We start from the raw sequence: 25,971 nt of genomic DNA on the forward strand, positions 1-25,971 counted from the left end.
AAAGGTAAGCAGTTTTGAATGGACTATGAAGTGTGAAAACGAAATTAATGGAAAATAGACGAGAGGAGGAACAGGTATGATCACCGGAAGAAAAATCAAAATCACCATCGTCTCGGACAATCGAGAAGAAGCTTATGATTTTATCCGGGATGAGATGAGGAAACAAAATTGGGCCATGAATATGGCAATGAATCATCTCTTTTTCAATTTTATTGCCCGCCAGAAAATGAAATTGGCCGACTCCGCATACCTGGAAAAGGAACAGAAACAACTGGCACGTATCGAGAAAACAAAGGAAGCGATACAGAAAGCACGAACGGATGAGAAAAAAGCGGAGTTGAAAGAAACGTTAAAGAAGCAGCAAAAGAAATTGGAAGACATGCAGAAAAAGAAAAATCTAGAGCTGTTTGAGCAGTTCACCCAAATCATTGGCGGTTCAGAACAAACCAGTATTCGAGATGTGATCTCCAGTCAGTTTCATTTAACAAGTGATACAAAAGATTGCTTGTGTATGAAGGTGTACCAGGACTTCAAAAATGATGTGAAAAACGGCTTACTGAAAGGTGAACGTTCCTTGCGTACGTACAAGAAGGATAATCCTCTGTACATCCGCGGGAGAAGCTTAAAGTTATACAAGGAAGACGGCGACTTTTACTTCAAATGGATCAAAGGGATTGTTTTTCTCTGCATCCTCCGGAGCAAAGGGCAAAACAAGACCGAGCTCTACAAAACACTTGACCGGATTCTTGAAGGGAAAATCGACATTTGCGATTCGTCCGTTGAATTTGACAGAAAAAATCGACTCATTTTAAATCTATCATTGGAAATGCCAGCCGCTGTGCTTGAATCAAAAATTGCCGGTCGTGTGGTTGGGGTTGATCTCGGTTTGAAAATCCCGGCATATGTAGCGTTGAATGATGATCATTTTCCAAGAAAAGCGATTGGGAGCATCGATGACTTTCTGAAGGTTCGTACCAGTCTCCGGAAAAGTTATCCCGGACACCCGCGCAAGGATTTGTTGCTCACGGGACAGCCAAGGCAGCCATCGTGTCTTTTGCAAAATACCTGGCACTGGAATTGGGGCCCAAAAATATCCGGACCAACGTGATCGCCCCTGGTTTAGTGTTGACTGATGCGACAAAAGACCAACCGAAAGAAATGCATGAATCCATTCGGAATGTCACCCCTTTGCGACGCCTGGCCAAACCGGAGGATGTGGCCGGGGCTGTTTTGAGTTTGGTGGCTGATTGGAATCCGTTTATGAACGGAGCTTATCTTCCGGTCAACGGAGGAAATGACATGGATTGATGACAAACGGATAAAGGAAATGGTCTCAAAGTTTGCAAAAAAAGCCGGTGATTTACCGGCTTTTTTTGCAATTGGAGGTTGATCATTGCAGAAAAGAAGTATATCATTAGAATGATTACTTTTTAATAATTATTATAATTTAGGAGGATGAAAATGAAAGTTTATGATTACCACCATCTCAACCATGTAAAAGAACAGCACACCTCTCGAAAAACCTTGTGGATCACCCTGGCGTTAACCGTCTTTTTCACAGCGGTTGAGGTGGCAGGCGGCCTGCTGTCCAATTCGCTGGCTTTGTTGTCTGATTCCGCCCATATGATTTCCGATGTTTTTGCATTGGGCCTGAGTTTGACGGCCAGTTACATGGCCACCCGAAATCCGAACGGAAAATACACGTTTGGTTTTCTCCGGTTTGAAATCATTGCGTCCTTCTTAAACGGGTTGGCTCTGGTTGTGATTGCGATCGGGATTTTTATTGAAGGCATCCGCCGGCTCATTGAACCCCGGGAAATCGATAAGCCCTTGATGCTGACAATCGCGGTCATCGGGTTAATGGTCAATATTGTGTTGACGGTGATTTTAAGCCGCAGTTCCAAGGAAGAAGAGAATTTGAACATCCAAAGTGCTCTCTGGCATTTTATCGGAGATTTGCTGAGCTCCGTGGGGATCATTGTTTCCTTCATCCTGATATCCGTGACCGGGCTTTTGATTTTTGATCCGCTGATCAGTATGGTGATCGGAGGAATCATTTTTTACGGCGGTTCCAAAATCCTTTACGAATCTTATTTCATTCTGATGGAAGCCGTGCCGGAAAAGTTTGATCTGGAATCGGTCCGCCAAGACATCAGCAGAGTGGAAGGGGTTCGGGATGTGCACGAACTGCATCTGTGGGCGGTTTCCACGGACCATTATTCGCTGACGGCTCATGTGTTTATTGATGAAGCGGCAGAACCGTTTCTTGTGATCAAGGACATCAATGATACTCTCTCTCAAAAATACGGAATTGTCCACTCCACCGTCCAGATCGAACATCCTGCCGTTCATGATCACGGGGAGTACGGAAAACGTTTTTTGGCCGTCCATTGAGGAAAACTTCGAGGTCTAAATACCGGGAATCCACATATACAAAGTCTTGACAACAATCATCTCAAGGAGGTTATTTCATGTCGGAAGACTCGGTGTTTCCCGCCCGGTGGTATGCCGTTGCATGGTCGTCGGAGTTGAAAAAGGAGCCCCTCAAAAAACGGATCGCCGGCCGGGATATTGTGTTATTCCGGGGAGAAGACAACACCCCGCATGCCATTCATGCCTATTGCCCCCATCGGGGAGCCGACCTTTCGCTGGGATTTTGTGCAGACGGTGGAGTCCGGTGCCCTTTTCATGGTTGGTTGTTTCAAGGAGACGGAAGATGTACGGATATTCCATCCCAGCCCGGAGCAAGGATTCCTGAATTTGCCCATGCCACGGCATACCGGGTGATGGAGAAGGCCGGGCTGATCTGGGTTTATCCTTCCGATCACGCCCACGATGAGCTGACGTTGTTTCCGGAACTGGAGGATCCGGACCTCCGGCTTGTTCCTTTTCAATCCACATGGAAAGCCCATTTTACCCGGGTGGTGGAAAGCGTCTTGGATGTGGCCCATCTTCCGGTTGTTCACCGCCGGACGATCGGGAGAAAGTCTTCGCCGGATGTAAAAATTCAATTTCATGCGGAAGGGGATCGGATCCGCATTGAAAATAATCAAACCGAATTGGAGTACCGGTTTCCGCAACAATGGATATTACGCCCCCGATCCCGCGGAATACACCGGTTGATTAATTTCGTGACGTTTACGCCGGTTGATTCTCATTCCACGGACATCCGGGGATATATCGGCCGAAATTTTGCCAAATCGTTCTTGATGGACAAAATTTTGTCCAAATTCAGCCTCAAGGTACTGAAAGAGGATCAGGAAATCGTGGAAAGTCAGCATCCGCGGCCCATACCGGAATCCCTTCGTTTGGAAGCGCATGTTGCGGCAGACGGACCCCAAGTCCGGTTCCGAAACCGGTGGTATTCTTTTTTGACCGGCAACGAGCCAAAGCTGTCTTCCATCGCGAATCATTTTGAATATTGAGATAAAAGGTGGCAGGAGGGGAGAGCAAGGGGGAAACCGGCATAAAATCGGCCACAGAAAGCGAACGTATATTCCTGAAAAATCCAAAATCGCCTCAGAGCGAATCTGGCGTGGTTTTAAGAGGCGTTAGGTTCTTTTGGACATATGGGTCGTGAATAAAAAAAGAGGGGCCTTACAAACGGAATGTGAAGGCCTTTATTTTTTTGCTCATTCCCATTATTTTCTTTTTCATCCTTTGTTATCCAACCGGTCGGTCAACTCTTCGATATCGGAAATCAACGTTTGCAGTGTAAAAGACTCCGTCTGGTTGATGGATTCGATCCGGTCTGCAGCCCGGCGCATGATTTTGGCTGCCTGCTTGAGATCTTGCACGGAAAGTTGCACTTGATATTCTTTATCCATTGTTTCACCTCGCCATAAAAATTAGTACCTTTGGCATCTGTTGAAAAACGATTGTGAAATGTAACATGAAACAGACATGTTCCCATGTTATCAAAAAAACGCCGGGAGGAAAATGACCATGGGGGTTGGCCCGAATCTTGTCATGTCAGGATGTTTCGCGCTTTTCACGCTGGTTTATTTTTTGCTTCAACGGTTTTACGGGGCGGATGTTCGCCTGTGGATGCTGATTTATTTTCCCGTACTCCTGTTTGTCATGACCTTTAGCTTCAATCATTGGCAACAACCGTTGAAAAGATTCATCGACCGGTTGAAAGAGCAGGCGCAAGCGGGTTTTTGGAAATGTATCATGATCATTGCAGGCATGGTTCTTTTCTGGGTGATTGCCATCATCTTGTTGATCGGGGTTCCGCTCGCTGTTTTTGAGCCCGAAGTTGCAAATCAATGATATCCATATCCGGTGGTTGTTGAAAAATCATGTGTTCCATGTATTATGAAATAGACATATTCCCATGTTATCAAAACATTGCAGGAGGGAGATGCGGTGAAAGTCGGTAAAAATTTATTATACTCTGCATTATACGCTTTAATTTTGCTTGGTATCATATTGATAAGAAAAAATTATGACGACGAAGAATTTCCTCAATGGATGGTCGTTTATTTCCCTGTATTATTTTTTGTTGCAACCTTTTGCATCCTTCATTGGAAGAAACCCTTGAAAAGAACCTTGGACCGGATGAATGAATGGGCGTATGACATGAGCTTTTGGAAAATCATCGTCATGATCTTAAGCATCCTGGTTTTTTCGGTGGTTGTCGTCGGGATCTTTATTGTATTGCCCATCATTATCTTTGAATCCTGAACTTCCGCAGATCCATTGATACATATTCTGACAGGGTTTTTATAAAAAACGATTTCTAAACAATACAAATCCGAACGCTTGAGAAACCTGTATAAGGTACTCAGGCGTTTTTTGTATGGATTCACAGGAAATCATTTTACAAATCCGATTCGATCATCAGAATGGATTTCTAATTGGAAATAAATGTGAAACAGAGAACTCAAACGAGTGGAAATAAATGGATTGATTAGTAATAACCAGTAGATTTCTCCCCTGAAAAACCGTTATATACGGTTACAAAATTTATATTTTGTAACGTTGTCAGTTGATGAGGGAAAAAGCAGACACCGATTTCTCAAAAAATGGCATCCCCCCCTTGGATGTTATCTCATTAAGAAAAGTTAACTATAGTTTTGAGAAATAAAAAATGTTTAATGGCGCATCGAAACATTCGCATTGGAAATTGAATAAAAAACACGGAATTATTTCTTTTATTATTAAAAACGATTTTTCTGTATTTACTGAACATTGTGCGCAGACCCGGCTGCTTCGGTCGTGAAACACAAAGCTGCTCCCTCCCCCCTGCGCGTAAAAAATGAATTTGAATTTGCCCGGCGGTTCTCTTTATGAACATTTGAACCGCCGGGTTATCCGATATAGATTGCGAGATAATCATACCAGATTTTCAAAAATGTGATGGCGATGACAAGGGTCAAGCCGACCCGCAATGTACGGGGATTTGTTTTCTTGCTGACCATCGCTCCCGCCGGCGAGGCGATCAGTCCGGAAATTGCCAGAATCATGGAAGGAAGCAGCAAGATTTGATCCGAAACCAATTTGGCCGCCACCGATCCTGCAGAAGATACAAAGGCGATCGCAAGGGACGTGGCAATGGCCGTACGGGTGGGAATTTTAAAAACAAACAACAGGACCGGCACCAGAATAAACGAACCGGACGAACCGATGATACCGGAAAAAACCCCGACAACCAACGTAATCCCCATCACCGTCGCGGGATGAGAAACGATTGGACGAGCCGCGGTTTCCTTTGTCTCTTTTTCGGAGTGAAACATCATCCATACCGCCAAGGTAGCCAAGATGGCGTAGATGAAATGAATCCATGTTTCACTCAGCCATTTGGAACCATATCCACCGAGAAAACTCCCGGCCAATACGGCCGTTCCCATATAAACGGCCAGCGATTGATTGAAGGATCCCCCTTTCCCGTGAACAACGAGTCCCGCCATGGACGTGAAAAACACTTGAACCGCAACCATCCCTGTAACGTCATGAGCGGAAAATGCAGGGAATCCAAACAAAGGCGGAAGATACAACAACACCGGATATTGAACGATGGCTCCGCCGATCCCCAACATTCCGGAGAGAAAAGATCCGATGGCACCAAGCAGAAAAATCAGCACCATGAAACTGACATCCATTGCCGTACACTTCTTTCTGTTTGATTTTCAGGGCCTCCGAATCAATCCGGAGAATCCTGAATTCCCTTCTGTAGCATAGTGCTTTCAAACGCCTTCGTCAACAGCGTCAAAAAAGCCTCCTCCTCCCTTTTGCCGGTGAAAAACAAAAAAGAACATGAAAAAATCATGTTCTTTTCGAAGGGTTTGACTTGAACAGTTTGACGAACTTCCGCTTCACTTTTAACCGCTCGTGGTCAAACAGTCCGTTTTTCATTTTCTCCATCAATTCTTCCCTGCTTAACAATCCTTCGCGGTACATTCGGTTCAGTTTTTTTCTTTCTTCATACGATGGTTTGCGTCCTTGCATCATGGATGATTCCCACCTCGGTGTTTAAGATCGGTGTAGACCAGTGGAAATAGCAAACTGGCAAACAATGCGGCCCGTTCAATTTCGATATCTTCATAGGCATCGACCGGCGCTCCGGTAATGGTCAGAACCCCTATCCGGGTGGGTTCCATCATTCCGGCTTTGATCGGTACACATAATATGGTGCGGTATACCTTACGTGAATTCTTTTTTTGGTCATATTCATAATCCGGAGACTCGACATCGGGCACATAATAAATTTCCTTTGTTCTCCATGCGCGACCCGCTGCACTGCCTTGGATCGGGGGTTCATATATTTTTACGCGGTGAGAGTGTCCGCTGGAATGGGCGAAATGCACAAGTACATCATTTTTTTCAGGATGTTTGACGTGAATGATGACCCGGGGTTGTTTTTTTCGGAAATTCTTCAGTGTGTTCACCAGATAGTCCAGCAAATTCATGAAGATTTCATCGCGGTTTTGCTGGAAGCGGTTTTGATCGGCGATGGCTGCGGCCACTTCCTCAATGGTATACATAATTTGAGACATGGTGTAGGTTTCATCATTGTATTTGCTGTCCAATTCTTCATATAAACTTTTTAAAATCTCAATCTCATCTTCCGCTTTGGCCAATTGGTTTTTCTGCTGATCAATCTGCTGGTCTTTTTCTTTTAGCAAATCCATCAATTCTTGCCGGTCCTGTTCCAGAAGCAGCACTTTCTTTTCCAGCTCTTCTTTCTCGTTTCGGCAAGTGTCCAGTTGGATCATGGCCATTTGGCTGCTTTGATCCCCTTCGTCCAAACTGCGGCCCAACCAATCATTTTTCCCGGTGGCATAACGATAAATATGGATCACCAAGGTGGCTGTCAGACCGACAGCAATAATAATCACTAAAAAGTCAAAAAACCATCCTGAATTTTTATTTAACATCTCCAATAACTCGATAAGATCTTCCGTCATTGTTCCGCTCCCTGTTTTATAAAAATCAGTCTTTTGCAATGTCTGGATGGATTGTTTGAGTTTTTAGATCCCGAATGATATGAAGTTTCTGTTATTGATTCCATTATACAACAAAACGACAATCAGATATTAATATTTTAAAACAAGGAAAAAAGTTATATTTTTATGAATAAATAGAAATGCCCCCGGGATTGCATTAGAATATTCTTGACGTCAAATGATCAGGAGGATGACTGCATGAGCGGACAATCACCGTTTCAAACGTTGACCGGTTCATTGGATGCCTGGAAGAAAAAGGCTTCGGGGGTTTGGGGGATCTGGATGGAAGATCTTCATACCGGAGAAAAATGGATTTGGAATGAAAAGCAACCTTTTGTGGCGGCCAGCATGATCAAAGTGCCGGTGATGGTGGCAGTTTACCGGGCTCATGCGCAAGGAAAACTCTGCTTGAGCGACCGGATCAGGTTAAGGCGTGAAGATAAAGTCGGCGGCTCAGGGGTTTTGCAGCATCTTTCGTACGGAACGGAGTTTTCCATTCAGGATTTGGTCACCTTGATGATTATCCAAAGCGACAATACAGCAACCAACCTTTTGATTGACCGGTTGGGAAAAGATTATGTCCAAGAAACGATCCTTGACCTGGAAATGAACGATACGGTTTTCATCAACCGCCTCCATATCGTTCCGGCCGGCTCAAACAAAAGCAATCAAATCACCGCCAAAGACATGGCCCGTTGTTTCCGGCTGCTGGCAACCGGTCAAGCCGTTTCCCGTGATGCCAGCCAAAAGATGATCGAAATATTAAAAAAACAACAATGGCGGAATTGCCTGCCCGGATGGTTCCCTCCCTCCGAATCCGAAATCATCGGCAGTCTGCCACGATGGGAAATGGCGCACAAAACCGGGTGGGTCAGCCAGACGCTTCACGACGGGGGAATTTTATACATCGGTTCCCATTCCTTGATCCTGGTGGTATTAAGCTGCGGACTGGATCATCTTCAAGCGCAACGGAAAATCAACCAAATCGGCAAATGGGTTTACGATGCCTTCGCCCCTCCCGATGAAAAAACACGAACCTGATGATTTTATCAACCGTTTTATTCCATTTATGGTACCATACGAATGGAACGGAATATCCAACCGTCAACAAAACATATAGAAAGGTTGATTCAAATGTTCGGAAAAGTGGCTTCGGATGTGCTCGGATTGAGTGATATCGGATCCGTGATCAAACCGGAAGATTATGACAAAGTCGATTCGGACGATTTTGTGATGCACGAAGATGATGAGAAAATTTACTTTTTAATCAAATCCAAAACCGATGAGTATTGTTTCACGAACAAAGCGTTGATTCATCTGGACGGAACCAGCGCAACAAGCAAAAAACGTTCTCTTTACCGCTATGATTACAGTACACACAAAATTTCGGAAGTGATGCTCGAAACAGCCGGAACCGTCGATTTGGACATCGAACTCAAATTTAAAATCGGATCCAGAGTGTTCTCCATTGATGTCCATAAAAAACATTTGGATGAGTTGAAAGACTTATACAAAGCGTTGTTGAAAATCGCTGAAATCTCCCGTGATAACGAAATTATCCTGGAATACGCCAACCGGAGTCTCAATCTGGCTTCGTCCACTTTAAGCCAGCTACGGACCACCGAACACAATCCGGTCGAGCAATTCAAAGAGTTAAATCAGGCGGCATTCTCCTGGCTTGTTGAAGCGAGAAATCAGTATCATGTCAAAGATTACGGGTTTGTGTTTGAGCGTTATATCAACCGCTGATGAACAGGCATATCAAAAAAGTCCTCTTGACCGATCCAAAGAGGACTTTTTTTGCGAGCACACCGCAAAAAAGCAAAAAATCACCGTTGTAAGAAGCACTCACGTTTGCTGAACATCGATCACGATCCGCCCTTTGACGTCGCCGCTTAAAATCTTTTCGCTTAAAGCCGGAACATCGCGAAGGCCGTGAACTTCGGTGAGTTGGTCCAAAAGTTCTGCCGGCAAAAGTTCCGACAGACGGTTCCACGCTTGGGTTCTTTCATCCGCCGGGCAGGTGTTGGAGTCGATGCCGACCAATTTGATCCCGCGTAAAATAAATGGATAAACCGTGGTGTGAAGTGAATGGTTTCCGGCTAAGCCGCAAGCGGCCACAGTTCCGTAATAGCTCATTTCACTCAACACATGAGCCAACGTGTCACCGCCCACCACATCCACCGCGCCTCCCCACCGTTGGGATTCAAGCGGACGGGGCGCTTCGGAAAGTTCTTTCCTGTCAATGATTTCGCTTGCGCCCAGGGATTTTAAAAATTCATGGTTGTCCGGGCTTCCGGTGGATGCGGCAACCGTATATCCCAGACGGGACAAAATGGCTACGGCCAAGCTTCCGACCCCTCCGGATGCACCGGTGACCAAAATTGGTTTTTTCCGGTTGATTCCATGCCGCTCTAAAGCCGACACGGCCAACATGGCCGTAAGCCCTGCGGTCCCCAGACTCATGGCATGTTTCAATTGAAGGCCGGACGGGAGCGGAACCAGCCATTCGGGTTTCGCGGTTGCGTATTCGGCATATCCTCCCCAGTGTGTTTCTCCGGTTCCCCATCCGGTTAAAATCACCTTATCGCCGGGTTGAAATGCACTGTTTTTGGATTCGACCACCGTGCCGGCCAAATCAATGCCGGGAACCATGGGGAATTGGCGGACGATTTTCCCGCGATTTAAAACGGCCATGCCGTCTTTGTAATTCAAGCTGGAATACTGAACGCGAATCAGAACATCTTCTTCCGGCAAGTCTTTGATCTTCAGCATTTGAAAAGAATGGGAATATTGATCTTGCTTCCGGTCCACAACCAATGCGGTGAATTCACGATCTTGCACAGCGACAACCTCCTTCAAGCAAATACTTCTCTATTTTCTGCATAATTCCTTTCCGATACAATAAGAAGTACCCGATGTAATGGGAAAGGAGAAATCAGAATGATCCCTCAATACCTTGCGCGGATCGGTGTCCAGCCTCCGGTTCCGGTCCATCTGTCCGGTCTCACCGGGTTAATGCAAAAACACCAACAACACATTCACTTTGAAAACCTGGATATTCTCTCCGGACGGTCCATTCAATTGGATCCAAAATCCCTCTTTCAAAAGATCATCGTGAAAAAACGCGGAGGCGTTTGCTTTGAATTAAACGGCTTGTTTCATTGGCTCTTAAATGAATTGGGGTTTGACGTGCAAATGGTTGCAGGAACGGTATATGAATCATCCCGTGGAGAATGGGGATTGGAAGGAACCCATCTGACCAATCTTGTTTGTCTGAACCGGGAAAAATATCTGGTTGATGTGGGTTTTGGCGGAAACGCCCCGCGCCGGCCGGTTCCATTATCCGGAGAAGTTGTGCAAGATATTGCCGGACGATACCGGATCCGCTCCAACCCGGACCACTACGTTCTGGAGAAAAAAGAGCCCGGGACTGAAAGTTGGCAGGTCTTATACCGGTTTGCAGGGGATGCAAAAACATTTCAGGATTTTCATGAAGCTTGCCGTTTGATCGAAACTTCTCCCCGCTCTCCTTTTAACCGGTCCATTTATATTTCCAAAATGACGCCGGACGGCAGAGTCTCGTTGATCGGCCGAAAGCTGGTTCAAGTGACCCCGTCCGGAAAAGAAAAGAGAGAAGTGAGCGAAAACGAACTGCCCGCTTTGATCCGGGAAATATTCCAAATCAGGTGGGAATCACCGGAGGCTCAGTGATTTGAACCCTTCCCCGCGCGGAATCCATCCTCACTTTTCCGCCGATCGGCAACGTGAAATTAGGCCGGCAATGTCCGGCGGAAAAGCCGTAAAAGCAAGGAATTCCGAGCGGGGTGAAAAATGTTTCAATCATTTCCCGAAAAGGGATGGAAGGCTTGTCGCGACCGGGTTCGGCGAGCCGGAAATCAGAGAGAATCACTCCCCGCACATGTTCAAACTTACCGGCCAGCCGCAACTGATTCAGCATGCCGTCGATGGCATACACTTCTTCATTCACATCTTCCAGAAGCAAAATTTTGTCCCGGGTGTCCACTTCATAAGGGGTTCCCACGGCCGAACGCAACAAACTCAGATTGCCGCCGGTCAGTTCCCCTTCCGCCACGCCGGGAACAATGGAAAAGAAGTGTTCATTCGGGGGGTAACCCTCCACATCCCGGCCGGATAAGACGGAAAACAATACGTTCCAACTTTCTTCATTGTACCGTTCGCCGGACAATTCCGCACCCATCGGGCCGTGAAAAGTGACCAGGCCGCAGATTTGCCGGATGGCAATGTGAAGCGCCGTGATATCGCTGTACCCGACAAAAATTTTCGGATGGCGGCGAATCACTTCATAATCGATCCGGTCGATGATGCGCAAACTTCCATATCCGCCTCTCAAACAAAAAACGGCTTTCACTTCCGGATCGAGAAACATTGATTCCAAATCCTCTGTCCGGTATGAATCTTTCCCGGCCAGGTATCCATAGGCCTTGCCGGCCGATCTCCCGGTTTTCACCGCATAACCAAAGCCGGACAACATGCGGATGCAATTTTCCAACTCTTTTTCACGGACCGGACCGGCCGGTGCAATCAGGCCGATGGTATCTCCGGGCCGCAAAGCTTCAGGTTTTATCACCGAATCCAAATCCCACACCTCTTGTCGTCAGGATAAAAAAGGGAACACAAAGGCACCCCAGACCAAAACGGCTGCGGCATAAATCGCAAGCAGCAGCCAAACAATTTTTTTGCGGCGTTTGACATAACCTTGGTTTTGTTCCGGACTTTGGTTGACCCCTAACCGGATCGTGATGATCAATGAGAACAAAACGCAAAGTCCGACAAAAATCCAGAGCCAAATATTTTGCGACATCGACATAACCCCTTTTCCAAAGCATTATCTATCCCCCCCCTATCATATCATGGCTTTTGTGCTTTGCAATCTCAGGTAAAAAGAAAACACCTTGAGTCCGTCTCAAGGTGTTTTCTGTCAGGAGATGAGTTTAACAGAACAGGTTTGTCATGCTTTTTCCAATCGAATCGGCAAGCTTTTCAACGACTGCCCCACACCGGAAGCGATCAAATGATCCGTCAAATTAAAGTTTTCCACCGGGTGGATGTCGGCAAAGCTTTTGACAAAGGTGGTCAGTGCAATTCTGGCTTCCATGCGGGCCAGCGGAGCCCCGAGGCAGAAATGCGGTCCGGCTCCGAACGTGAGGTGTTGCTTGTTGTTGGGACGATGGATGTCAAAGGTTTCCGCATTGGCAAATTGGGATTCATCCCGGTTTGCGGATCCGGCCCATGCGATAATCATTTGCCCTTTCTTCATCAAAGGACCGAAGACATTGGTGTCTTTCACGATCCGTCGGTCATTGGAAGCCGGGAAGCGAAAACGCAACACTTCTTCAATCAGATCGGGAACCAGCGAGATGTCCTCGCGCAACTCTTGATAAACCCCCGGTTGATCAAACAACATGCAATAAAATATATTAGCAATGAGCATGGTTGTGGTTTCATTTCCGGCGCCAAGCAACCCTCTGCTGGAATCAACGACTTCTTCGTCGTTTAACCGTTCCCCGTGAAGTTCAGCCCGGGTCAGGTCGGAAATGATGTCATCAGCGGGGTTTTTGCGTTTTTCTTGCACAATGGGATATAAGTATTCACGGAATTCTTTCAAAGCTTGTTGTTTTTTCTTGGCAATATCGTCATAGTGTTCTTTTTCATAGGGACGGAACAAAATATCGGACCAATGTTTGATCAAACGCCAGTCTTTGTTGGGAACCCCCAGCAGGTCGGCAATGACGGTGACGGGTAACGGAACGGCCAATTTTTCCACGATATCCACTGTTTCGTATTTTTCCATTTCGGCAATCAAGTCATTGACAATGGCTTGGATCCGCGGTTCCCATGATTCCAGACTGCGGGGGGTGAAAGCTTTGGCCAACAGCGCGCGTCTTTTGCGATGTTCCGGCGGGTCACAAAAGTTGATATTGGCCCGGTTGTCTGTTCTGGGAGTGGGGATCAAACTTCTGGTTTTTACGTTGGAGAAAAGTTCATGATCGGACAGGACCCGTTTGGCATGATCATACAAAAACACATTCCACACGTCTTGTTCTTCATCGTAATATACCGGATGGTTTTCTCTCATTTCTTTGTACCATGCATAAGGCTCCCACTGCTTTTCTTTGGTTTTGAGTTTGGAAATTTCAGGAACGATGATGGTGTTGTTGGTATCACTCAATGAAAATCCCTCCCTATGTTAGAATAACATATGATAAATTAACTTAGAATATGACGCCGGAGCGATTCGCAAAAATTTCAAATCAAGGTGATGTCCATGTATGCAGAAATATTGATTTTGGGGGAATTGATGTCAGGTCCCAAACATGGTTATGAAATCAAACGCAACATCCAAAACGCACTCGGCGATGAATTTGAAATCAACAACAACTTGTTGTATCCCGCGTTGCGTCGTTTTGTGGAGATGGGCGCCATTTCCAAAGAAGTGATTCGGTCAGAAGGAAAACCAAACCGCCACGTCTATTGTTTGACCGAAACTGGGGAGGAAATCTTTCTGGAAATGATCTGTGATTTTCCGGGTAAACTGGCGGCAAGACAAATCGAATTTTTAGTCAGGGTGGCATTATTTGACCGGTTGGAACCGGAAATACAACAAGAAATTATGCGAAACAGACAGGAAGTGTTACAAAAAAAGCTGGAATACTACCGGAAGGCTGAACAAGATCATGTGCAAAACCCTTATGTATTGAAAGTCATTGATTTGCAAAAAGCCCAGACGGAGCTCGAATTGAAATGGATTCAAAGCCTGTCGCAAGAGATGGATCAATAAAAAAAGACCCTGAGAGCGGGTCTTCTATTTCTTCAACTCAGATACCGTTTCGGTCCACCGCCGGACCACGGATTCCGGATCATATAAAGCAAAGCGGATGCCGGAAGTGATTTCCGCATATTTGGCCGTATCTTCTTTGACGGAAACCACCTTGGCCTGAAACCGCTCCCGGTTGTGTTTGGCATCCTTCAAGGCGGGCAGCGGTTTAATCGCCAGCCGGACATAGTGCACTTTTCCTTTGTGGACGGCGACCAAGGTTGCTTGTTGGGTTCGTTTTAAATTGGCGACGGTATGGGTCTTTGGCCATAGGGCAATTCTCAATTCCTCATGGTTTAAAGCAACCACTTCCCCCACACTGACCATGGCGGCATGCGGCCAGCCGTCTTCGCTGACCGAAAGCAGCATCATGGCCTCCCGTGTTTTGTCTTTTAAGCTGTTTCCATCCAAAAAGCAAAACAGTTCTTCGGAAATGGCGGTTTGACTCATCATCCCTTCCCTTTCTCAGGCAAGCAAAGATTGGTAAGTGGAACGGTCAAGGTTTTTGATCAGTTTGACGGCAAATTCTTTGGCAGCCGCGATGTCCTCTTTATCGACAATGGTTACATTGGAATGAATGTAGCGTCCGCAAATCCCGATGGCGGCCGACGGCACTCCGATTCCGGTTTGATGGACACGCCCGGCATCCGTCCCTCCTTGCGAGACAAAGAATTGATATGGAATATCATTGGATTCCGCGGTGTCCAGCAAGAAGTCCCGCATGGCCGGCAGAGGAATCATCGAGCGGTCATAAATCCGGATCACGACCCCTTTTCCGATTTCGCCAAACCCGTCTTTCACTCCGGGAGTGTCACCGGCAGGACCGACATCCACGGCAAAAAAGACATCGGGGTCGATCATTTTGGCGGCCGTGGCCGCTCCCCGGGTGCCGACTTCCTCTTGCACCGTGGCGCCCGCATACAAGGTGTTGGGGTGCTTCTCGTTTTGCAATTCTTGCAACAATTCCACCGCCAATCCGCAGCCCAAGCGATTGTCCCAAGCTTTGCTCAACAGGCGTTTTCCGCCTTCCATTTCCACAAAGTCACAATGCGGCACCGCAAAGTCCCCGACTCTGACTCCCCAGCTCTTTGCCTCTTCATCGCTGTCGGCTCCGATATCGATAAACATCTGGGAGATTTCCATCGGTTTGCGGCGTTGTTCCAAACTGAGCAGATGCGGCGGGGTGGAACCGATGACGCCGGGAATTCGTTTGCCGGTGCGGGTCACAATCTCCACACGTTGCGAAAGCATGACTTGTGACCACCATCCGCCCAGTGTTTGAAATTTGAGAAATCCGTTGGAAGTGATTTTGGTAACCATAAACCCGACTTCATCCATGTGTCCGGCAACCAACACTTTCGGATCCGGAGCGCTTCCTTTTTTGACGCCGAAAATGCCTCCCAACCGGTCCGTCAGGACTTCTTCCGCCAACGGGGTTATGTATGAACGCATCCACTGGCGCACTTCATGTTCAAAGCCGGAAGCGCCGGGGATTTGTGTCAACTCTTTGTAAATTCCCAAATTGACTTCAGCCATCGTTACTCCTCCATCTTTTGTTGTTGATTTTTCCATTCTTGATATCGCCGGTGAACGGTGGCACGGGATACCGGATAACCAAAACCTTTCAACGTTGCGGCGATTTCTTCGAATGTCAGATTTTTTTCTTTCAATGCCACGATTTGTTCCACCGGAAGTTCTTTCCGTTCCCTTCCTCCCATCCCCTGGTTTTTAAGATTTTTCGCCGGATTGTATCCTTTCTCCCGGATGGCGCGTTTCATCCCCCAACTGATCTTCTGGTTCATCATTTTCCGTTGCAGTTCTTCGACTTTGGCGATAATGGCAAGCACGGTGGATTCTCCGGCTTCCAATTCCAACTCGCCTTGATGCTGTTTGGAATAAATGCGGCAACCGGAACGGTCCAGTTGATGGATAATCGCCAATTTTGCCTCTCCCCGTCCCAAGCGGGTGTCATCCTGGATCAAAATGGCGTTTGCTTTCTCCTTTTTAATCGTCTCAAACATTTGATACAACCCCGGCCGGTTTAAATCGAATCCGCTGTGTTGCTCCTTAATCACCTGACACACATCCATTTTTAATGTTTTTGCCCATTCGGTCAAAACTTCCACTTGCCTTTCAAGGCTGGTTTCCTGTTCTTCTTTTTGCGTGCTGACTCTCGCATAAATGATCGCTTTCATCGCAAATCTCTCTTCTCATCCTCTCCCATTCTTGCCAGACTTCGTTGAATTCAGTACAGTGAACAAGAAGGAGTGATCGGGGTGATCAATGAACAACTCATACAGCAAATCAATGAACTGGCTTGCAAAAAAAGAACGCAGGGTTTGACAGAGGAAAAAAGGAACAAGCCAAGCTGTATCAGATTTACCTGAAAGTGATCCGGGGACAAGTGAAACAGCAGTTGTCCCGGGTGCGCTTCGTGGATAAGCCCAATCATGGATGAATGGTTTCGATTTCCATTATATTGTACATCTTCTCTTCCCACAATGAAACTGCAGTCAAACCGGCAAGAGTTTTTTGGCAGGAGGAAGAAAACATGAGAAATTGGTGGCTTGGTTCAATTTACTTAAGTGCCGCCGCTTCCATTTGGGGCGGAATGTATGTGGTAAGCAAAATGGTTCTGTACGCCATGCCTCCTTGGGTTTTGTCGGAGATGTGTTTTGTCATCAGTTTATGCGTGGTGGGGGTATGGGCTTTTTTGGCCCGTGAATGGAAAATCGCCCGCCGCGATGTGAAAGAAATGGCCTTGCTCGGTTTGATCGGTTATACTTATTCGATCGGTATGCAATTCGTTGGCACTGATTTATCCGGCGCAGCCTCAGGTGCCTTGATCACTTCCGCTTTCCCTGCATTCATCAGCGTTTTCACATGGTCAACACTGCGTGAAAAAACAAATTTGCGCCAAGGAACCGCTCTGGCCATTACGATCGTCGGTATCTTCATTGTAATTGGACTTCCGTTCGAAAATTTCACTTCTTTCGCGGGTCATCTGTTTTTATTTAGTGCCGCGATCACTTGGGCCATGTATACGGTGTTCCATCGGGGATTAGCTTTAAAGTATTCTTCACTCGCCGTGACACCTGTTTGGCGTGATTTTTACGTTTCCCATCAGCTGGTGGGAATGGCATGCCAAAGGGGGGACCTGGCCGACGGACCGGGGAATATGGCTGGGCATCTTGTATTTGGGAATCATTTCGGTTGCTCTGGCTTTTTATTTGTGGAACAAGGGATTTGAATATATCGGCGCCTCCGTCGGGTCCCCGGTTTTTATTTTCCAGCCCGTTGTCGGCATGTTGCTGGGTGTTTGGCTGTTAAATGAGAAACTCACATGGAACTTCTACCCGGGTGCATTTTTGATCATCACCGGTGTCGTGCTTTTATCCATGGACAAAACAAAAAAAGAAACAACCAAAACGGCTCCGTGAAAGCACCGTGGTCCAAAAAGAAGCACTTACAAATCGAAGTGCTTCTTTTTTATGGAATTTAAGTGCCGTGAAGTGACACGGAACATTGGATATCCTCCCGGCCGGTTTCCCGTTCGCATTCTTGCCAGACCTCGTTGAATTCGGTACAGTGAACAAGAAGGAGTGATTGGAGTGATCAATGAACAACTCATACAGCGAATCAATGAACTGGCTCGCAAAAAAAGAACGCAGGGCTTGACAGAGGAAGAAAAAAAGGAACAAGCCAAGCTGTATCAAATTTACCTGAAAGCGATCCGGGGACAAGTGAAACAGCAATTGTCCCGGGTGCGCTTTGTGGATGAACCCAAACATTGATGAGGGATTTATTTTCCATTATATTGCATTCTCTTCCCACCATGAGACTTTTGGCAAGGAGGAAAGCAAGATGAAAAAATGGTGGCCCGGTCCCCTTTGCTTAAGTGCCGCCGCTTCCATTTGGGGCGGAATGTATGTGGTAAGCAAAGTGGTTTTAAATACCGTTCCTCCTTGGGTTTTGTTGGAGATGCGTTTTGTTATCGGTTTGAGTGTGTTAGGGGCTTGGGCTTTTTTGGCCCGTGAATGGAAAATTGCACGCCGCGATGTGAAACAGATGGCCTTGATCGGTTTGATCGGCTATACCGGTTCCATCGGATTGCAATTCGTCGGCACGCATTTGTCCGGGGCTTCCCTGGGATCGCTGATTACTTCCGCTTCCCCGGCACTTATATCCGTTTTCGCCTGGAAACTGTTGCGCGAAAGACCCGGTTTTCGCAAAGGAGCAGCGCTGGTCATCGCAACCGTCGGGGTGATCCTTGTCATCGGTTATCCGTCGGAAACCGGCTCTTCCACCTTCACTGGCAATCTGATCTTGTTCGGCGCCGCGGTCACTTGGGCGCTTTATACCGTATTGAGCCGGGTGCAAACGCTCAAATATTCTTCTCTGACCGTGACCTTCTGGTCCAACCTGTTTGGCGTGATTTTTACGTTTCCCATCAGCTGGTGGGAATGGCATGCCAAAGGGGGGACCTGGCCGACGGACCGGGGAATATGGCTGGGCATCTTGTATTTGGGAATCATTTCGACTGCTCTGGCTTTTTATTTGTGGAACAAGGGATTTGAATATATCGACGCCTCCGTCGGGTCCCTGTTTTTCTTTTGCCAGCCTGTTGTCGGCACCCTGCTCGGAGCCTGGTTGTTAAATGAGAAACTCACGTGGAACTTCTATCCGGGTGCCTTCTTGATCATCGCCGGCGTCGCACTTTCATCCATGGACAAAACAAAAAAGAAACAGCCAAAACGGCTGCGTGAAGATAGTAATTGAAGATTCTAACTTCATTAGCAGTGGTTATTTTATGTAAGAAAAAAGCCCTCTCTATTGCTGAGAGGGCTTTTAGAAATAATGACATCCATTTTTTATACAAATCCAATTCCTTTTTTTTGAGAAGATAAATAACCTCTACTGAAGAAAGTGGAACTTTTATCAGCATAGTTCGTTGTCACTGGTAAAAATGTACTTTACGATCGGTATGAATGTTCATGAACGACAGATGATAGATATCTTCTACAATTTGTTCCAGTGTCATTTCTCCTATTTTCTTTTCTATTTTTATAGGTTTTGACATCCCAACTTTTTCATATGGGTCCGTCGAGCAAAGATAAACCTTCTGGGCATTGTCATCAAGATAAGCAATTCCAGGAACATTGACGTATTTCTTTTTTATATCATCAAAATATGCCATTCTCCTGCCGCATTCTTTAATCACCGAAATGTAATCAAAAGCAATTGATTGGCCATTAGTGAGCTCTCGATTGGATAATCCATCTTTGATCCAGTCAATTTCCTCCACATATCCTCTGCACTGACTTTTTCTCCCGCTTCTGCAGAAGAAATAGGTTGAGAGAAGATTTGGCTACCATCTTTGCCGAACACCTGAACAATTCCCGTAGTATGTCGGCCATTTTCATGGCTTACATCATAACCAACATAACAATCTGCATGTAATGGCTGATGTAATACCCAAGGCTGTAATCCTGCTTTCGTATAAATTCCTAAGAGAATCTGTGGGATTGTATATTCATTTTTCAATGAATCAATAAGAATGACTTGGGTATGAGCTCCACGATTTCCTCCTAATTCTTTTTTTATGGTAGAATAAACCTCTTCTCCCTTTTGTTTTGTTTCATCAAGAAGAACTACAGATATGATTTCAGTGTCTAAATCGATATCTTTCAAATGAAGTCTAAGAGCGTGATGATTAGAAGTGGGGAGAATTTGATTACCTGTACATTGTAATTTAATCCCCCATTGTCTTGATCTATTTTCCAATTTGGTTATGAACACTTCGGACATCTTTTTCTGCCACTCTCTTTCAAATGGTTGATCCAGCTTTATACTCTGTTAATATATAATTATCCAATATGCTCCCTCCTGCACTCAGTAAATGACTAATATTTTTAATAATAATTTTATTTTTATATAATTATATTTCTTCGTTTTTTTCTAAAACCCTTCTTTGGGCAATATAAGCCCACTGAATTGCTTGTTATTTAAATTTACTCCTCAGCTTGTTGCATGACGTTTTTTATCATTCAATTATTAATTTTATGAACTTAATATCGATCACAAGTTGGAGCAAATAAAGATAGTCTTGAAAACTGCGGTGAAGAAGAGTTTATGTGATTTGTTGTTGTAAAAAGCAGAAAAAAAGAAGCACTTCGATTTGTAAGTGCTTCTTTTTTTGATGAATTTTATGTTCCGGGGAGCGACACCGCATGATTAATAAAATTCACCATCATCTCCTTGAACATTGGCTTCCAATTCTTCCGCCAGTTGCTTCATTTTGCGCAAGACTTGGTACTGCAATTTGCCGTCGGATGGGCTTTTCACCGAGATCCGCCCGTCGCGATATGTAAAATAAGTCATATCCCCGTTTTCGGGGTTGGTCCATAAAGAAAGTCCTTCGTCTTCAAGCTTGATCACTTCGCCGGTGACGGTTTTTAATTCGACGGCATTGACCAGTTTCATTTCCGAGTCTTTTTCCACAACCTGTTGCCATTCACCAATTCCGATCGGTTTTTTTGGACTGTCCAGCCAATAATCGCTCCTTGTCAGATGGAAATCGTAGTGAATCGTCCGGATCCCTCCTCCCGTGTCACTCCCATTATTATGTATATCGAATCTTTATTCTCCTTTCTAGTGTTCTCTTTGAAAAATTTACGGTTCCGGCGGTTGCCAAGGATTGACGTGCACAAAGACTTCTTGGATTTCCTGGAATTCATTCATCAACGTTTCTTTGACCCGCGAGGCAATATCGTGCCCCTCTTTGACCGTCAAATCCGCAGGCACCCCGACACGGACATCGATCAAACGGTAATGGCCGTGTTCCCGGCCCCGCAATTGATCAATCCGCTTGACGCCGTCTACCTTCAGGATTAATTCCCGGTAAATCTTCAACTCTTCTTCCGGGATGTTGCGTTCCATTAAAATATCGACGGCTTCTTTTCCCATATGAATGGCAACGCGCAAAATCAGAAGGGAAACGACGATACTGGCCAACGGATCGCCGTATTCCGCAAAAGGAACCGACTGGTGCTGTCCCCATAACGCCAGGCCAATCCCGACCACGGCGGCAAGGGAAGCGTAGACATCCGACAAATGGTCATATGCGGTTGCGATTAATCCTTTGCTGTTTACCCTTTTTCCAATTTTGATGGTATAGACATAAAGAATTTGTTTCCAAATCAGCGAAATCACGGCGGCAAGCAAGGAAAGGACATGCGCTTCGACAAACGGCCCAAACAGGGCGGCAACGGATTCATAAATCATAAACAGGGAAATCAAAAGCAACACAATTGCGACCATGCCGGAAGCAATTACTTCCGCTTTCCCGTGGCCGTAAGGATGCTCCCGGTCGGCCGGCATCTTGGAAATCCGCATGGAGCCCAAGGTGGCGCCGGATGCCGCGATATCGGCCAAATTGTGAAAGCCGTCGGCAATCAGGGAAGGGCTTTGAAACAGAAAGCCGACCATCAGTTTCAAAATGGTCAGGGCAATATTGCTGACCAACCCGATCCACGCTGCCGTCATCGGGGTTTGCAATTTCGATTTGAGCTTCATCCGATCACCTTTTTTTGGTTTCTTATCTTATCATTATGCCTAAAAAATGCTTTTTTCATTTTGAATTTGTAAAGATCTGAACAATTCCTTGCAATTTATGTGTCCTTTCCTTTATACTGGAACGTAATTAAAATCACCAATAAAAATCATATTGAAAAAAACCTCATCATAACTAGTGATGAGGTAGAGGTTGCGGCTTTTATGAGTACTTCCCGCGAGGTACAGAGATGCCGATGACTGTGAAGGAAAGGAAAAGCCGCCGAAGTCTGTTTGTTTCTCTGGGCAAGCAGGCTGGGCCCGTCTCCGAACAGGAACGGGACTGTCACACGGTTCACTTCTCTTGAATCGTGTGGTGCGCTATCTTTAGGAGAAATGGTTATGGTGTGGTGAAATATCGACCTGTCTCACGGATGGGGATTCTGCCCTTGCCTGTCTCTCCTAACACCAGTTGATTAGGAGGTTTTTTTATATGTTTTTGCATCACTTGAGGATTAACAACTCCGGCCATTTGGAAATCGGCGGATGTGACACGGTCAAACTGGCGGAACAATTCGGCACGCCGCTGTTTGTGTATGATGAAATGCAAATCCGCCAAAATGCGAGACGTTTTTTGCTGGCTTTTCAAAAAAGCGGTTGTCCCCACCAAGTGGCCTATGCCAGTAAAGCGTTCAGTTGTTTGGCCATGGCGGAATTGGCACATGAAGAAAACCTTTCGCTGGATGTCGTATCCGGCGGTGAACTTTATACGGCCCTTCAGGCCGGCTTTCCTGCAGATCGCATTCATTTTCACGGGAACAACAAATCGGAAGCAGAACTCCGGATGGCTCTGGAAGCTGACATCGGCTGTTTTGTCGTCGATAACTTTTTTGAACTGGAGATGCTTCATGACTTGGCCGAAGCGTACCGCAAAAACGTGAAAATTTTGCTCCGGTTGACCCCCGGTATTGAAGTCCATACGCATGAATACATCACCACCGGCCAGGAAAATTCCAAATTCGGCTTCAGTGTCAAACACGGGCAATCTTTGATGGCGGTCAAACGGGCGTTGGCCAAACCCTTTTATGAATTGCTGGGAGTTCATGTCCACATCGGATCGCAAATTTTCGAAACGGAAGGCTTTATTCAATCGATTCAAATGATTCGGAAGCATCTGGATGAGATCCGCGCCGAAACCGGCTTTGAAGTAAAAGTTTTAAATGTCGGCGGCGGGTTTGGGATTCAATATACCGATGAAGACCGGCCGCTTCCGATTGAACATTATGTACAAGCCATCACGGAAGAAGTGAAAAAAGCATGGAATGAACGGGGATTGAAAATCCCGGAAATATGGGTGGAACCCGGGCGCAGCATTGTGGGAAATGCCGGGATCACCATTTACCGGGTCGGCGCCATCAAGGAAATCCCGGGAATCTGCAAATATGTTTCCATTGACGGCGGCATGACCGACAACATCCGCCCGGCTCTTTACCAAGCCAAATATCATGCCGTTTTGGCCAACAAAGCGGATGCCGCTTTGGAAGAGACGGTGACCATTGCCGGAAAGTGTTGTGAATCAGGCGATCTTTTAATTCAGGATCTTTGTTTGCCGAAAGTCAGTAGCAATGATCTGTTGGCCATCTTTTCCACCGGCGCCTACGGATATTCGATGGCAAGCAACTATAACCGTCTTCCCCGTCCGGCCGTCGTCTTTGTCAAAAACGGAACCCCACGTGTGGTGATTGAACGCGAAACCTATGATGATTTAATCCGGAAAGATTTGAGAAAAAAAGTTTATGCCACTTCATAAATTCCTTAAAAAACATCCCGATGATCCAGCCGGGAATCCGTTGGTCATCGGGATGTATCATGACGGGTTTGCATCTTTTATCCTTTGTGCATGCCGGTATAGATGAAAATGGCGTCTCTCAAAAATTCAGTCATCCCCGGCTCCTTCTCATAGTAGGCTTTGAAACGTTCATCATCCACATACATTTGCGCAAGGTTGGCGTGAGCTTCCTTGCTGTAATCACTCCAAGAAAACATCAGCCATTGTTTATGCAGATCCGCCGCTTTTTGGGCCAGTTCCCCGGCCGGGTCTCCCTGCTGATAAGCCCGGGCCAGCGTTTCAAAGATCTCATCATTCAAGTGTTGCATTTTTTCGTATTCTTCTTTGGTCATCCCGAGCAGTTTTTCATTGGAGCGGTTGACCACCTCGGCTCCATATTTCTCGCGGATCTCTTTCCCGTACTTCTCTTCATTTTCTTCAACCATCCGTTTTTTGAAAGCTTCAAATTTCTCTTGATCCGTCATGGTTCCTCTCCCCTCCATCGCATCAATGGTTTTTTCCACATTGGCAATCAAACGGTCCAGATGTTCCCGTTTTTGCATCAGTTGCCGGCGATGTTCGTGAAGCGCTTTGAGCCCGTCATAGTCCGGGGACGTGATGATCTCTTTAATCACATCCAGTTTCACCCCGAGCTCCTTGTAAAACAGAATTTGCTGCAGACGGTCCACTTCGTTAGGGCCGTAAATCCGGTACCCGGATGAATTGATCCGTGCAGGTTTTAAGATTCCGATTTCATCATAGTAACGAAGGGTCCGTGTGCTGACGCCGGCCAACCGGGCCAATTTCTGCACGGTGTATTCCATGATTTCACCTCCTGCATCTTCACTGTACACCTTGACGTATGCGTCAAGGTCAATCATTTTTTCTGTCATATCCAATGAATCACTGTTTTGGGTGGGAAGGCGATTGATTTGGATTTCAACTGTTTTTTGTACACTTCTCCCATTATGCGAATGCCTTTTTCAATTTGAGTTTTGTCGGTTTGTATGATGCTTAACCGGAATCCGTTCACTTTCGGGAAGGTTTTCAGGAAACAATGGTCAATGGATGAGACAAGGATATGGTGTTGCCTCAAGCAGGCAATCCATTCTTTGGCCGGCAGTTGCTTTGGGAGATACAATTGACTGAAAATTCCGTCTGTTTCCGCGGCTACGTTCATCTCCGGGGGGAGATGCAGATCACACACTTCTTTGAGAATTTTCATCCGTTTTTGGTAAAGATCTCGCATCGACGCAGTGTGACGGGAATACATGCCGCATTTTAAATAGATTTCCAAAGCAGCTTGGGACAGTGTGGCCGAACTGATGTCACAGGCAGATTTAAACAGGCGGAAGCTTTCTGTCAGAATGGACGGAAGAAGGATCGCCCCCATCCTCATCCCCGGCAACATGACTTTGGAAAAGCTTTTCAGATAAATGGTATGACCGGACAAATCATAACTGAAAACGGGATCGTTCTTGGGATCCGTTTCCAAGTCCAGCAAATAATCATCCTCCACAATGTAGACATCATATTTTGCAGCCAGTTTAGCGATCTGCTTTTTCACTTCCTGGTCATAACTTGTGCCAAGCGGGTTGTGAAAACGCGGCATGGTATAGAAAAACTTAATTTGATTGTTACGGAAATGGCATTCCAACTCATCAAGATCAATCCCTTTTTTGGTTCGCCGGATGCCAATGGCTGTTAAACCGAGTGCATCAATAATCCGAATCATCCCATGATAGGTTGGCTGTTCCACCAAAATCACATTTTTTCCGTTGGGGAAAGGCATCATGGCCAACAAATTCAGGGCTTGCTGGGATCCGGAGACAATCGAAACCTGTTCCGGACGGGTGAAAATCTGATAATCCGCCAGATGTTTGACCAATTCTTTGCGCAAAGACAAAAACCCCTGTGGATCGGAATAGGTGAAGAGTTCATCCTGATACAGTTCAATGGCACGGTTCAGACAATGTTGAAAATCTTTGTATGGCATGATTTCCGGATCCGGATTGGCTGAAGAAAAATCAATGAATTCCGCAGCTTCATCCTCGTCGGGCACTCCGGGGCGGCGGATGGAATAGTAACCGCTTTTGGGAACGGAATAAATCAAATGTTCTTTTTCAAGCTCTTGGTAAGCGCGGATCACCGTGTTTTTGTTGCAGGAAAACCTGGCGGACAGCGAACGGATGGAAGGCAATTTTTCGCCAGGTTGCAGCGCTCCGGACTGAAGTTCTTTCTTTATCGCATTTTTAATCATTTCATATTTCCTTTCCGCCATGGTT

Annotated in this window: 32 protein-coding genes, 1 pseudogene and 1 riboswitch; of the genes and pseudogenes, 16 read left to right on the forward strand and 17 right to left on the reverse strand. The window is 46.1% G+C overall.

Translation table 11 applies throughout. The annotated features are described in order from the left end of the window. Positions 1-76 precede the first annotated feature (76 nt). The 4 genes from I8U21_RS08370 (at position 77) to I8U21_RS08385 (ending at position 3,425) form a co-directional block, all read left to right on the forward strand. Positions 77-1,108 carry a hypothetical protein gene (locus tag I8U21_RS08370; protein WP_198053693.1) on the forward strand — a complete coding sequence of 344 codons (1,032 nt, stop codon included), beginning with the start codon at positions 77-79 and terminating at the stop codon, positions 1,106-1,108. Further along, positions 1,048-1,308, forward strand: a complete 261-nt coding sequence (locus I8U21_RS08375; RefSeq protein ID WP_370527052.1) for an SDR family NAD(P)-dependent oxidoreductase — start codon at positions 1,048-1,050, stop codon at positions 1,306-1,308. Before I8U21_RS08370 ends, I8U21_RS08375 begins: the two co-directional genes overlap by 61 nt. A gap of 153 nt (positions 1,309-1,461) precedes the next feature. After that, positions 1,462-2,394, forward strand: coding sequence for a cation diffusion facilitator family transporter (locus I8U21_RS08380; protein ID WP_198053694.1), 933 nt, complete (start codon positions 1,462-1,464; stop codon positions 2,392-2,394). Between the two features lie 77 nt (positions 2,395-2,471). Continuing rightward, the gene (locus I8U21_RS08385) at positions 2,472-3,425 is read left to right on the forward strand and encodes an aromatic ring-hydroxylating oxygenase subunit alpha (RefSeq protein ID WP_198053695.1); all 954 of its coding nucleotides are present in this window, start codon (positions 2,472-2,474) and stop codon (positions 3,423-3,425) included. A gap of 228 nt (positions 3,426-3,653) precedes the next feature. On the opposite strand, the gene I8U21_RS08390 is transcribed toward I8U21_RS08385, so the two are convergent. Continuing rightward, positions 3,654-3,827: a hypothetical protein gene (locus tag I8U21_RS08390; RefSeq protein WP_170151223.1), complete on the reverse strand. Its 174-nt coding sequence runs from the start codon at positions 3,825-3,827 to the stop codon at positions 3,654-3,656. A gap of 118 nt (positions 3,828-3,945) precedes the next feature. Here I8U21_RS08390 and I8U21_RS08395 point away from each other — a divergent pair, with 118 nt between their 5' ends. Together I8U21_RS08395 and I8U21_RS08400 are read left to right on the forward strand one after the other, a co-directional pair. Beyond that, positions 3,946-4,272 (forward strand): hypothetical protein, encoded by a 327-nt coding sequence (locus tag I8U21_RS08395; protein WP_181732127.1) that lies wholly within the window; start codon positions 3,946-3,948, stop codon positions 4,270-4,272. Positions 4,273-4,539: 267 nt separating this feature from the next. Further along, positions 4,540-4,686 (forward strand): hypothetical protein, encoded by a 147-nt coding sequence (locus I8U21_RS08400; RefSeq protein WP_156097719.1) that lies wholly within the window; start codon positions 4,540-4,542, stop codon positions 4,684-4,686. A gap of 626 nt (positions 4,687-5,312) precedes the next feature. On the opposite strand, the gene I8U21_RS08405 is transcribed toward I8U21_RS08400, so the two are convergent. From I8U21_RS08405 to I8U21_RS08415, 3 genes are all read right to left on the reverse strand, one after another. Then, complete coding sequence (locus I8U21_RS08405) at positions 5,313-6,104, reverse strand: sulfite exporter TauE/SafE family protein (protein WP_138614986.1); 792 nt, start codon at positions 6,102-6,104, stop codon at positions 5,313-5,315. A gap of 163 nt (positions 6,105-6,267) precedes the next feature. Next, on the reverse strand, positions 6,268-6,453 hold the full coding sequence (locus I8U21_RS08410) for a hypothetical protein (RefSeq protein WP_037994465.1): 186 nt from the start codon (positions 6,451-6,453) through the stop codon (positions 6,268-6,270). Beyond that, positions 6,450-7,409 (reverse strand): GAF domain-containing protein, encoded by a 960-nt coding sequence (locus I8U21_RS08415; protein ID WP_037994463.1) that lies wholly within the window; start codon positions 7,407-7,409, stop codon positions 6,450-6,452. Before I8U21_RS08415 ends, I8U21_RS08410 begins: the two co-directional genes overlap by 4 nt. A 237-nt stretch (positions 7,410-7,646) precedes the next feature. On the opposite strand from I8U21_RS08415, the gene I8U21_RS08420 reads away from it, so the two are divergent. Together I8U21_RS08420 and I8U21_RS08425 are read left to right on the forward strand one after the other, a co-directional pair. Then, on the forward strand, positions 7,647-8,489 hold the full coding sequence (locus I8U21_RS08420; protein ID WP_198053696.1) for a serine hydrolase: 843 nt from the start codon (positions 7,647-7,649) through the stop codon (positions 8,487-8,489). A 93-nt stretch (positions 8,490-8,582) separates the two neighbouring features. Beyond that, positions 8,583-9,197 carry a PH domain-containing protein gene (locus tag I8U21_RS08425; RefSeq protein ID WP_198053697.1) on the forward strand — a complete coding sequence of 205 codons (615 nt, stop codon included), beginning with the start codon at positions 8,583-8,585 and terminating at the stop codon, positions 9,195-9,197. 99 nt (positions 9,198-9,296) lie between these two features. Here the strand turns inward: I8U21_RS08425 and I8U21_RS08430 are convergent, their stop codons facing one another. Next, positions 9,297-10,292: an MDR family oxidoreductase gene (locus I8U21_RS08430; RefSeq protein WP_181732132.1), complete on the reverse strand. Its 996-nt coding sequence runs from the start codon at positions 10,290-10,292 to the stop codon at positions 9,297-9,299. A gap of 99 nt (positions 10,293-10,391) precedes the next feature. Between I8U21_RS08430 and I8U21_RS08435 the strand changes: the two genes are divergently transcribed. Then, the gene (locus tag I8U21_RS08435) at positions 10,392-11,162 is read left to right on the forward strand and encodes an arylamine N-acetyltransferase family protein (RefSeq protein WP_181732133.1); all 771 of its coding nucleotides are present in this window, start codon (positions 10,392-10,394) and stop codon (positions 11,160-11,162) included. Here the strand turns inward: I8U21_RS08435 and I8U21_RS08440 are convergent. The 3 genes from I8U21_RS08440 to I8U21_RS08450 all read right to left on the reverse strand — a co-directional run bounded on the left by I8U21_RS08440 (position 11,134) and on the right by I8U21_RS08450 (position 13,662). After that, positions 11,134-12,060 (reverse strand): S66 peptidase family protein, encoded by a 927-nt coding sequence (locus I8U21_RS08440; RefSeq protein WP_309544775.1) that lies wholly within the window; start codon positions 12,058-12,060, stop codon positions 11,134-11,136. The genes I8U21_RS08435 and I8U21_RS08440 overlap by 29 nt on opposite strands. 27 nt (positions 12,061-12,087) lie before the next feature. After that, positions 12,088-12,294 (reverse strand): hypothetical protein, encoded by a 207-nt coding sequence (locus tag I8U21_RS08445; RefSeq protein ID WP_181732135.1) that lies wholly within the window; start codon positions 12,292-12,294, stop codon positions 12,088-12,090. A 147-nt stretch (positions 12,295-12,441) separates the two neighbouring features. Then, positions 12,442-13,662, reverse strand: coding sequence for a cytochrome P450 (locus tag I8U21_RS08450; RefSeq protein WP_198053698.1), 1,221 nt, complete (start codon positions 13,660-13,662; stop codon positions 12,442-12,444). A 96-nt stretch (positions 13,663-13,758) separates the two neighbouring features. Here I8U21_RS08450 and I8U21_RS08455 point away from each other — a divergent pair, with 96 nt between their 5' ends. Continuing rightward, complete coding sequence (locus I8U21_RS08455; RefSeq protein ID WP_198053699.1) at positions 13,759-14,271, forward strand: PadR family transcriptional regulator; 513 nt, start codon at positions 13,759-13,761, stop codon at positions 14,269-14,271. Positions 14,272-14,295: 24 nt separating this feature from the next. Here the strand turns inward: I8U21_RS08455 and I8U21_RS08460 are convergent, their stop codons facing one another. The 3 genes from I8U21_RS08460 to I8U21_RS08470 are packed head-to-tail and all read right to left on the reverse strand — an operon-like array spanning position 14,296 to position 16,502. Then, on the reverse strand, positions 14,296-14,760 hold the full coding sequence (locus I8U21_RS08460; protein ID WP_198053700.1) for a pyridoxamine 5'-phosphate oxidase family protein: 465 nt from the start codon (positions 14,758-14,760) through the stop codon (positions 14,296-14,298). 12 nt (positions 14,761-14,772) lie between these two features. Beyond that, positions 14,773-15,843: a M42 family metallopeptidase gene (locus tag I8U21_RS08465; protein ID WP_198053701.1), complete on the reverse strand. Its 1,071-nt coding sequence runs from the start codon at positions 15,841-15,843 to the stop codon at positions 14,773-14,775. A gap of 2 nt (positions 15,844-15,845) precedes the next feature. After that, on the reverse strand, positions 15,846-16,502 hold the full coding sequence (locus tag I8U21_RS08470; protein WP_062843005.1) for a YneB family resolvase-like protein: 657 nt from the start codon (positions 16,500-16,502) through the stop codon (positions 15,846-15,848). Positions 16,503-16,624: 122 nt separating this feature from the next. Here I8U21_RS08470 and I8U21_RS08475 point away from each other — a divergent pair, with 122 nt between their 5' ends. The 5 genes and pseudogenes from I8U21_RS08475 to I8U21_RS08490 all read left to right on the forward strand — a co-directional run bounded on the left by I8U21_RS08475 (position 16,625) and on the right by I8U21_RS08490 (position 19,086). After that, positions 16,625-16,765 carry a DUF896 domain-containing protein gene (locus tag I8U21_RS08475; protein ID WP_198053702.1) on the forward strand — a complete coding sequence of 47 codons (141 nt, stop codon included), beginning with the start codon at positions 16,625-16,627 and terminating at the stop codon, positions 16,763-16,765. A 93-nt stretch (positions 16,766-16,858) separates the two neighbouring features. Then, positions 16,859-16,972 (forward strand): annotated as a pseudogene (locus I8U21_RS15305) (EamA family transporter); the annotation flags it as partial. A 439-nt stretch (positions 16,973-17,411) separates the two neighbouring features. Beyond that, entirely contained in the window at positions 17,412-17,747 is a 336-nt protein-coding gene (locus tag I8U21_RS15310) for a DMT family transporter (protein WP_198050652.1), read from the forward strand. A gap of 171 nt (positions 17,748-17,918) precedes the next feature. After that, positions 17,919-18,101: a DUF896 domain-containing protein gene (locus I8U21_RS08485; RefSeq protein ID WP_037994442.1), complete on the forward strand. Its 183-nt coding sequence runs from the start codon at positions 17,919-17,921 to the stop codon at positions 18,099-18,101. Positions 18,102-18,171: 70 nt separating this feature from the next. Further along, complete coding sequence (locus I8U21_RS08490; RefSeq protein WP_198053704.1) at positions 18,172-19,086, forward strand: DMT family transporter; 915 nt, start codon at positions 18,172-18,174, stop codon at positions 19,084-19,086. A gap of 175 nt (positions 19,087-19,261) precedes the next feature. On the opposite strand, the gene I8U21_RS08495 is transcribed toward I8U21_RS08490, so the two are convergent. The 4 genes from I8U21_RS08495 to I8U21_RS08510 form a co-directional block, all read right to left on the reverse strand. Then, a complete protein-coding gene (locus I8U21_RS08495; RefSeq protein ID WP_198053705.1) occupies positions 19,262-19,504 on the reverse strand; it encodes a hypothetical protein in 243 nt (80 codons plus the stop codon). 20 nt (positions 19,505-19,524) lie between these two features. Beyond that, positions 19,525-20,115 carry a Piwi domain-containing protein gene (locus I8U21_RS08500; RefSeq protein WP_198053706.1) on the reverse strand — a complete coding sequence of 197 codons (591 nt, stop codon included), beginning with the start codon at positions 20,113-20,115 and terminating at the stop codon, positions 19,525-19,527. A gap of 426 nt (positions 20,116-20,541) precedes the next feature. After that, positions 20,542-20,790: a hypothetical protein gene (locus I8U21_RS08505; protein WP_181732143.1), complete on the reverse strand. Its 249-nt coding sequence runs from the start codon at positions 20,788-20,790 to the stop codon at positions 20,542-20,544. A 189-nt stretch (positions 20,791-20,979) separates the two neighbouring features. After that, a complete protein-coding gene (locus tag I8U21_RS08510) occupies positions 20,980-21,882 on the reverse strand; it encodes a cation diffusion facilitator family transporter (protein ID WP_198053707.1) in 903 nt (300 codons plus the stop codon). Positions 21,883-22,058: 176 nt separating this feature from the next. Continuing rightward, positions 22,059-22,250: riboswitch (Lysine riboswitch) on the forward strand. A 101-nt stretch (positions 22,251-22,351) separates the two neighbouring features. On the opposite strand from I8U21_RS08510, the gene lysA reads away from it, so the two are divergent. After that, positions 22,352-23,668: a diaminopimelate decarboxylase gene (gene lysA / locus I8U21_RS08515; RefSeq protein ID WP_198053708.1), complete on the forward strand. Its 1,317-nt coding sequence runs from the start codon at positions 22,352-22,354 to the stop codon at positions 23,666-23,668. Positions 23,669-23,745: 77 nt separating this feature from the next. Here lysA and I8U21_RS08520 read toward each other — a convergent pair whose 3' ends face one another. Next, complete coding sequence (locus I8U21_RS08520) at positions 23,746-24,510, reverse strand: MerR family transcriptional regulator (protein WP_198053709.1); 765 nt, start codon at positions 24,508-24,510, stop codon at positions 23,746-23,748. A gap of 65 nt (positions 24,511-24,575) precedes the next feature. After that, positions 24,576-25,967, reverse strand: coding sequence for an aminotransferase-like domain-containing protein (locus I8U21_RS08525; RefSeq protein WP_198053710.1), 1,392 nt, complete (start codon positions 25,965-25,967; stop codon positions 24,576-24,578). Between the last annotated feature and the right edge of the window lie 4 nt (positions 25,968-25,971).

It is taken from the genome of Thermoactinomyces sp. CICC 23799 (assembly GCF_016055145.1).
Lineage (GTDB): Bacteria > Bacillota > Bacilli > Thermoactinomycetales > Thermoactinomycetaceae > Thermoactinomyces > Thermoactinomyces intermedius.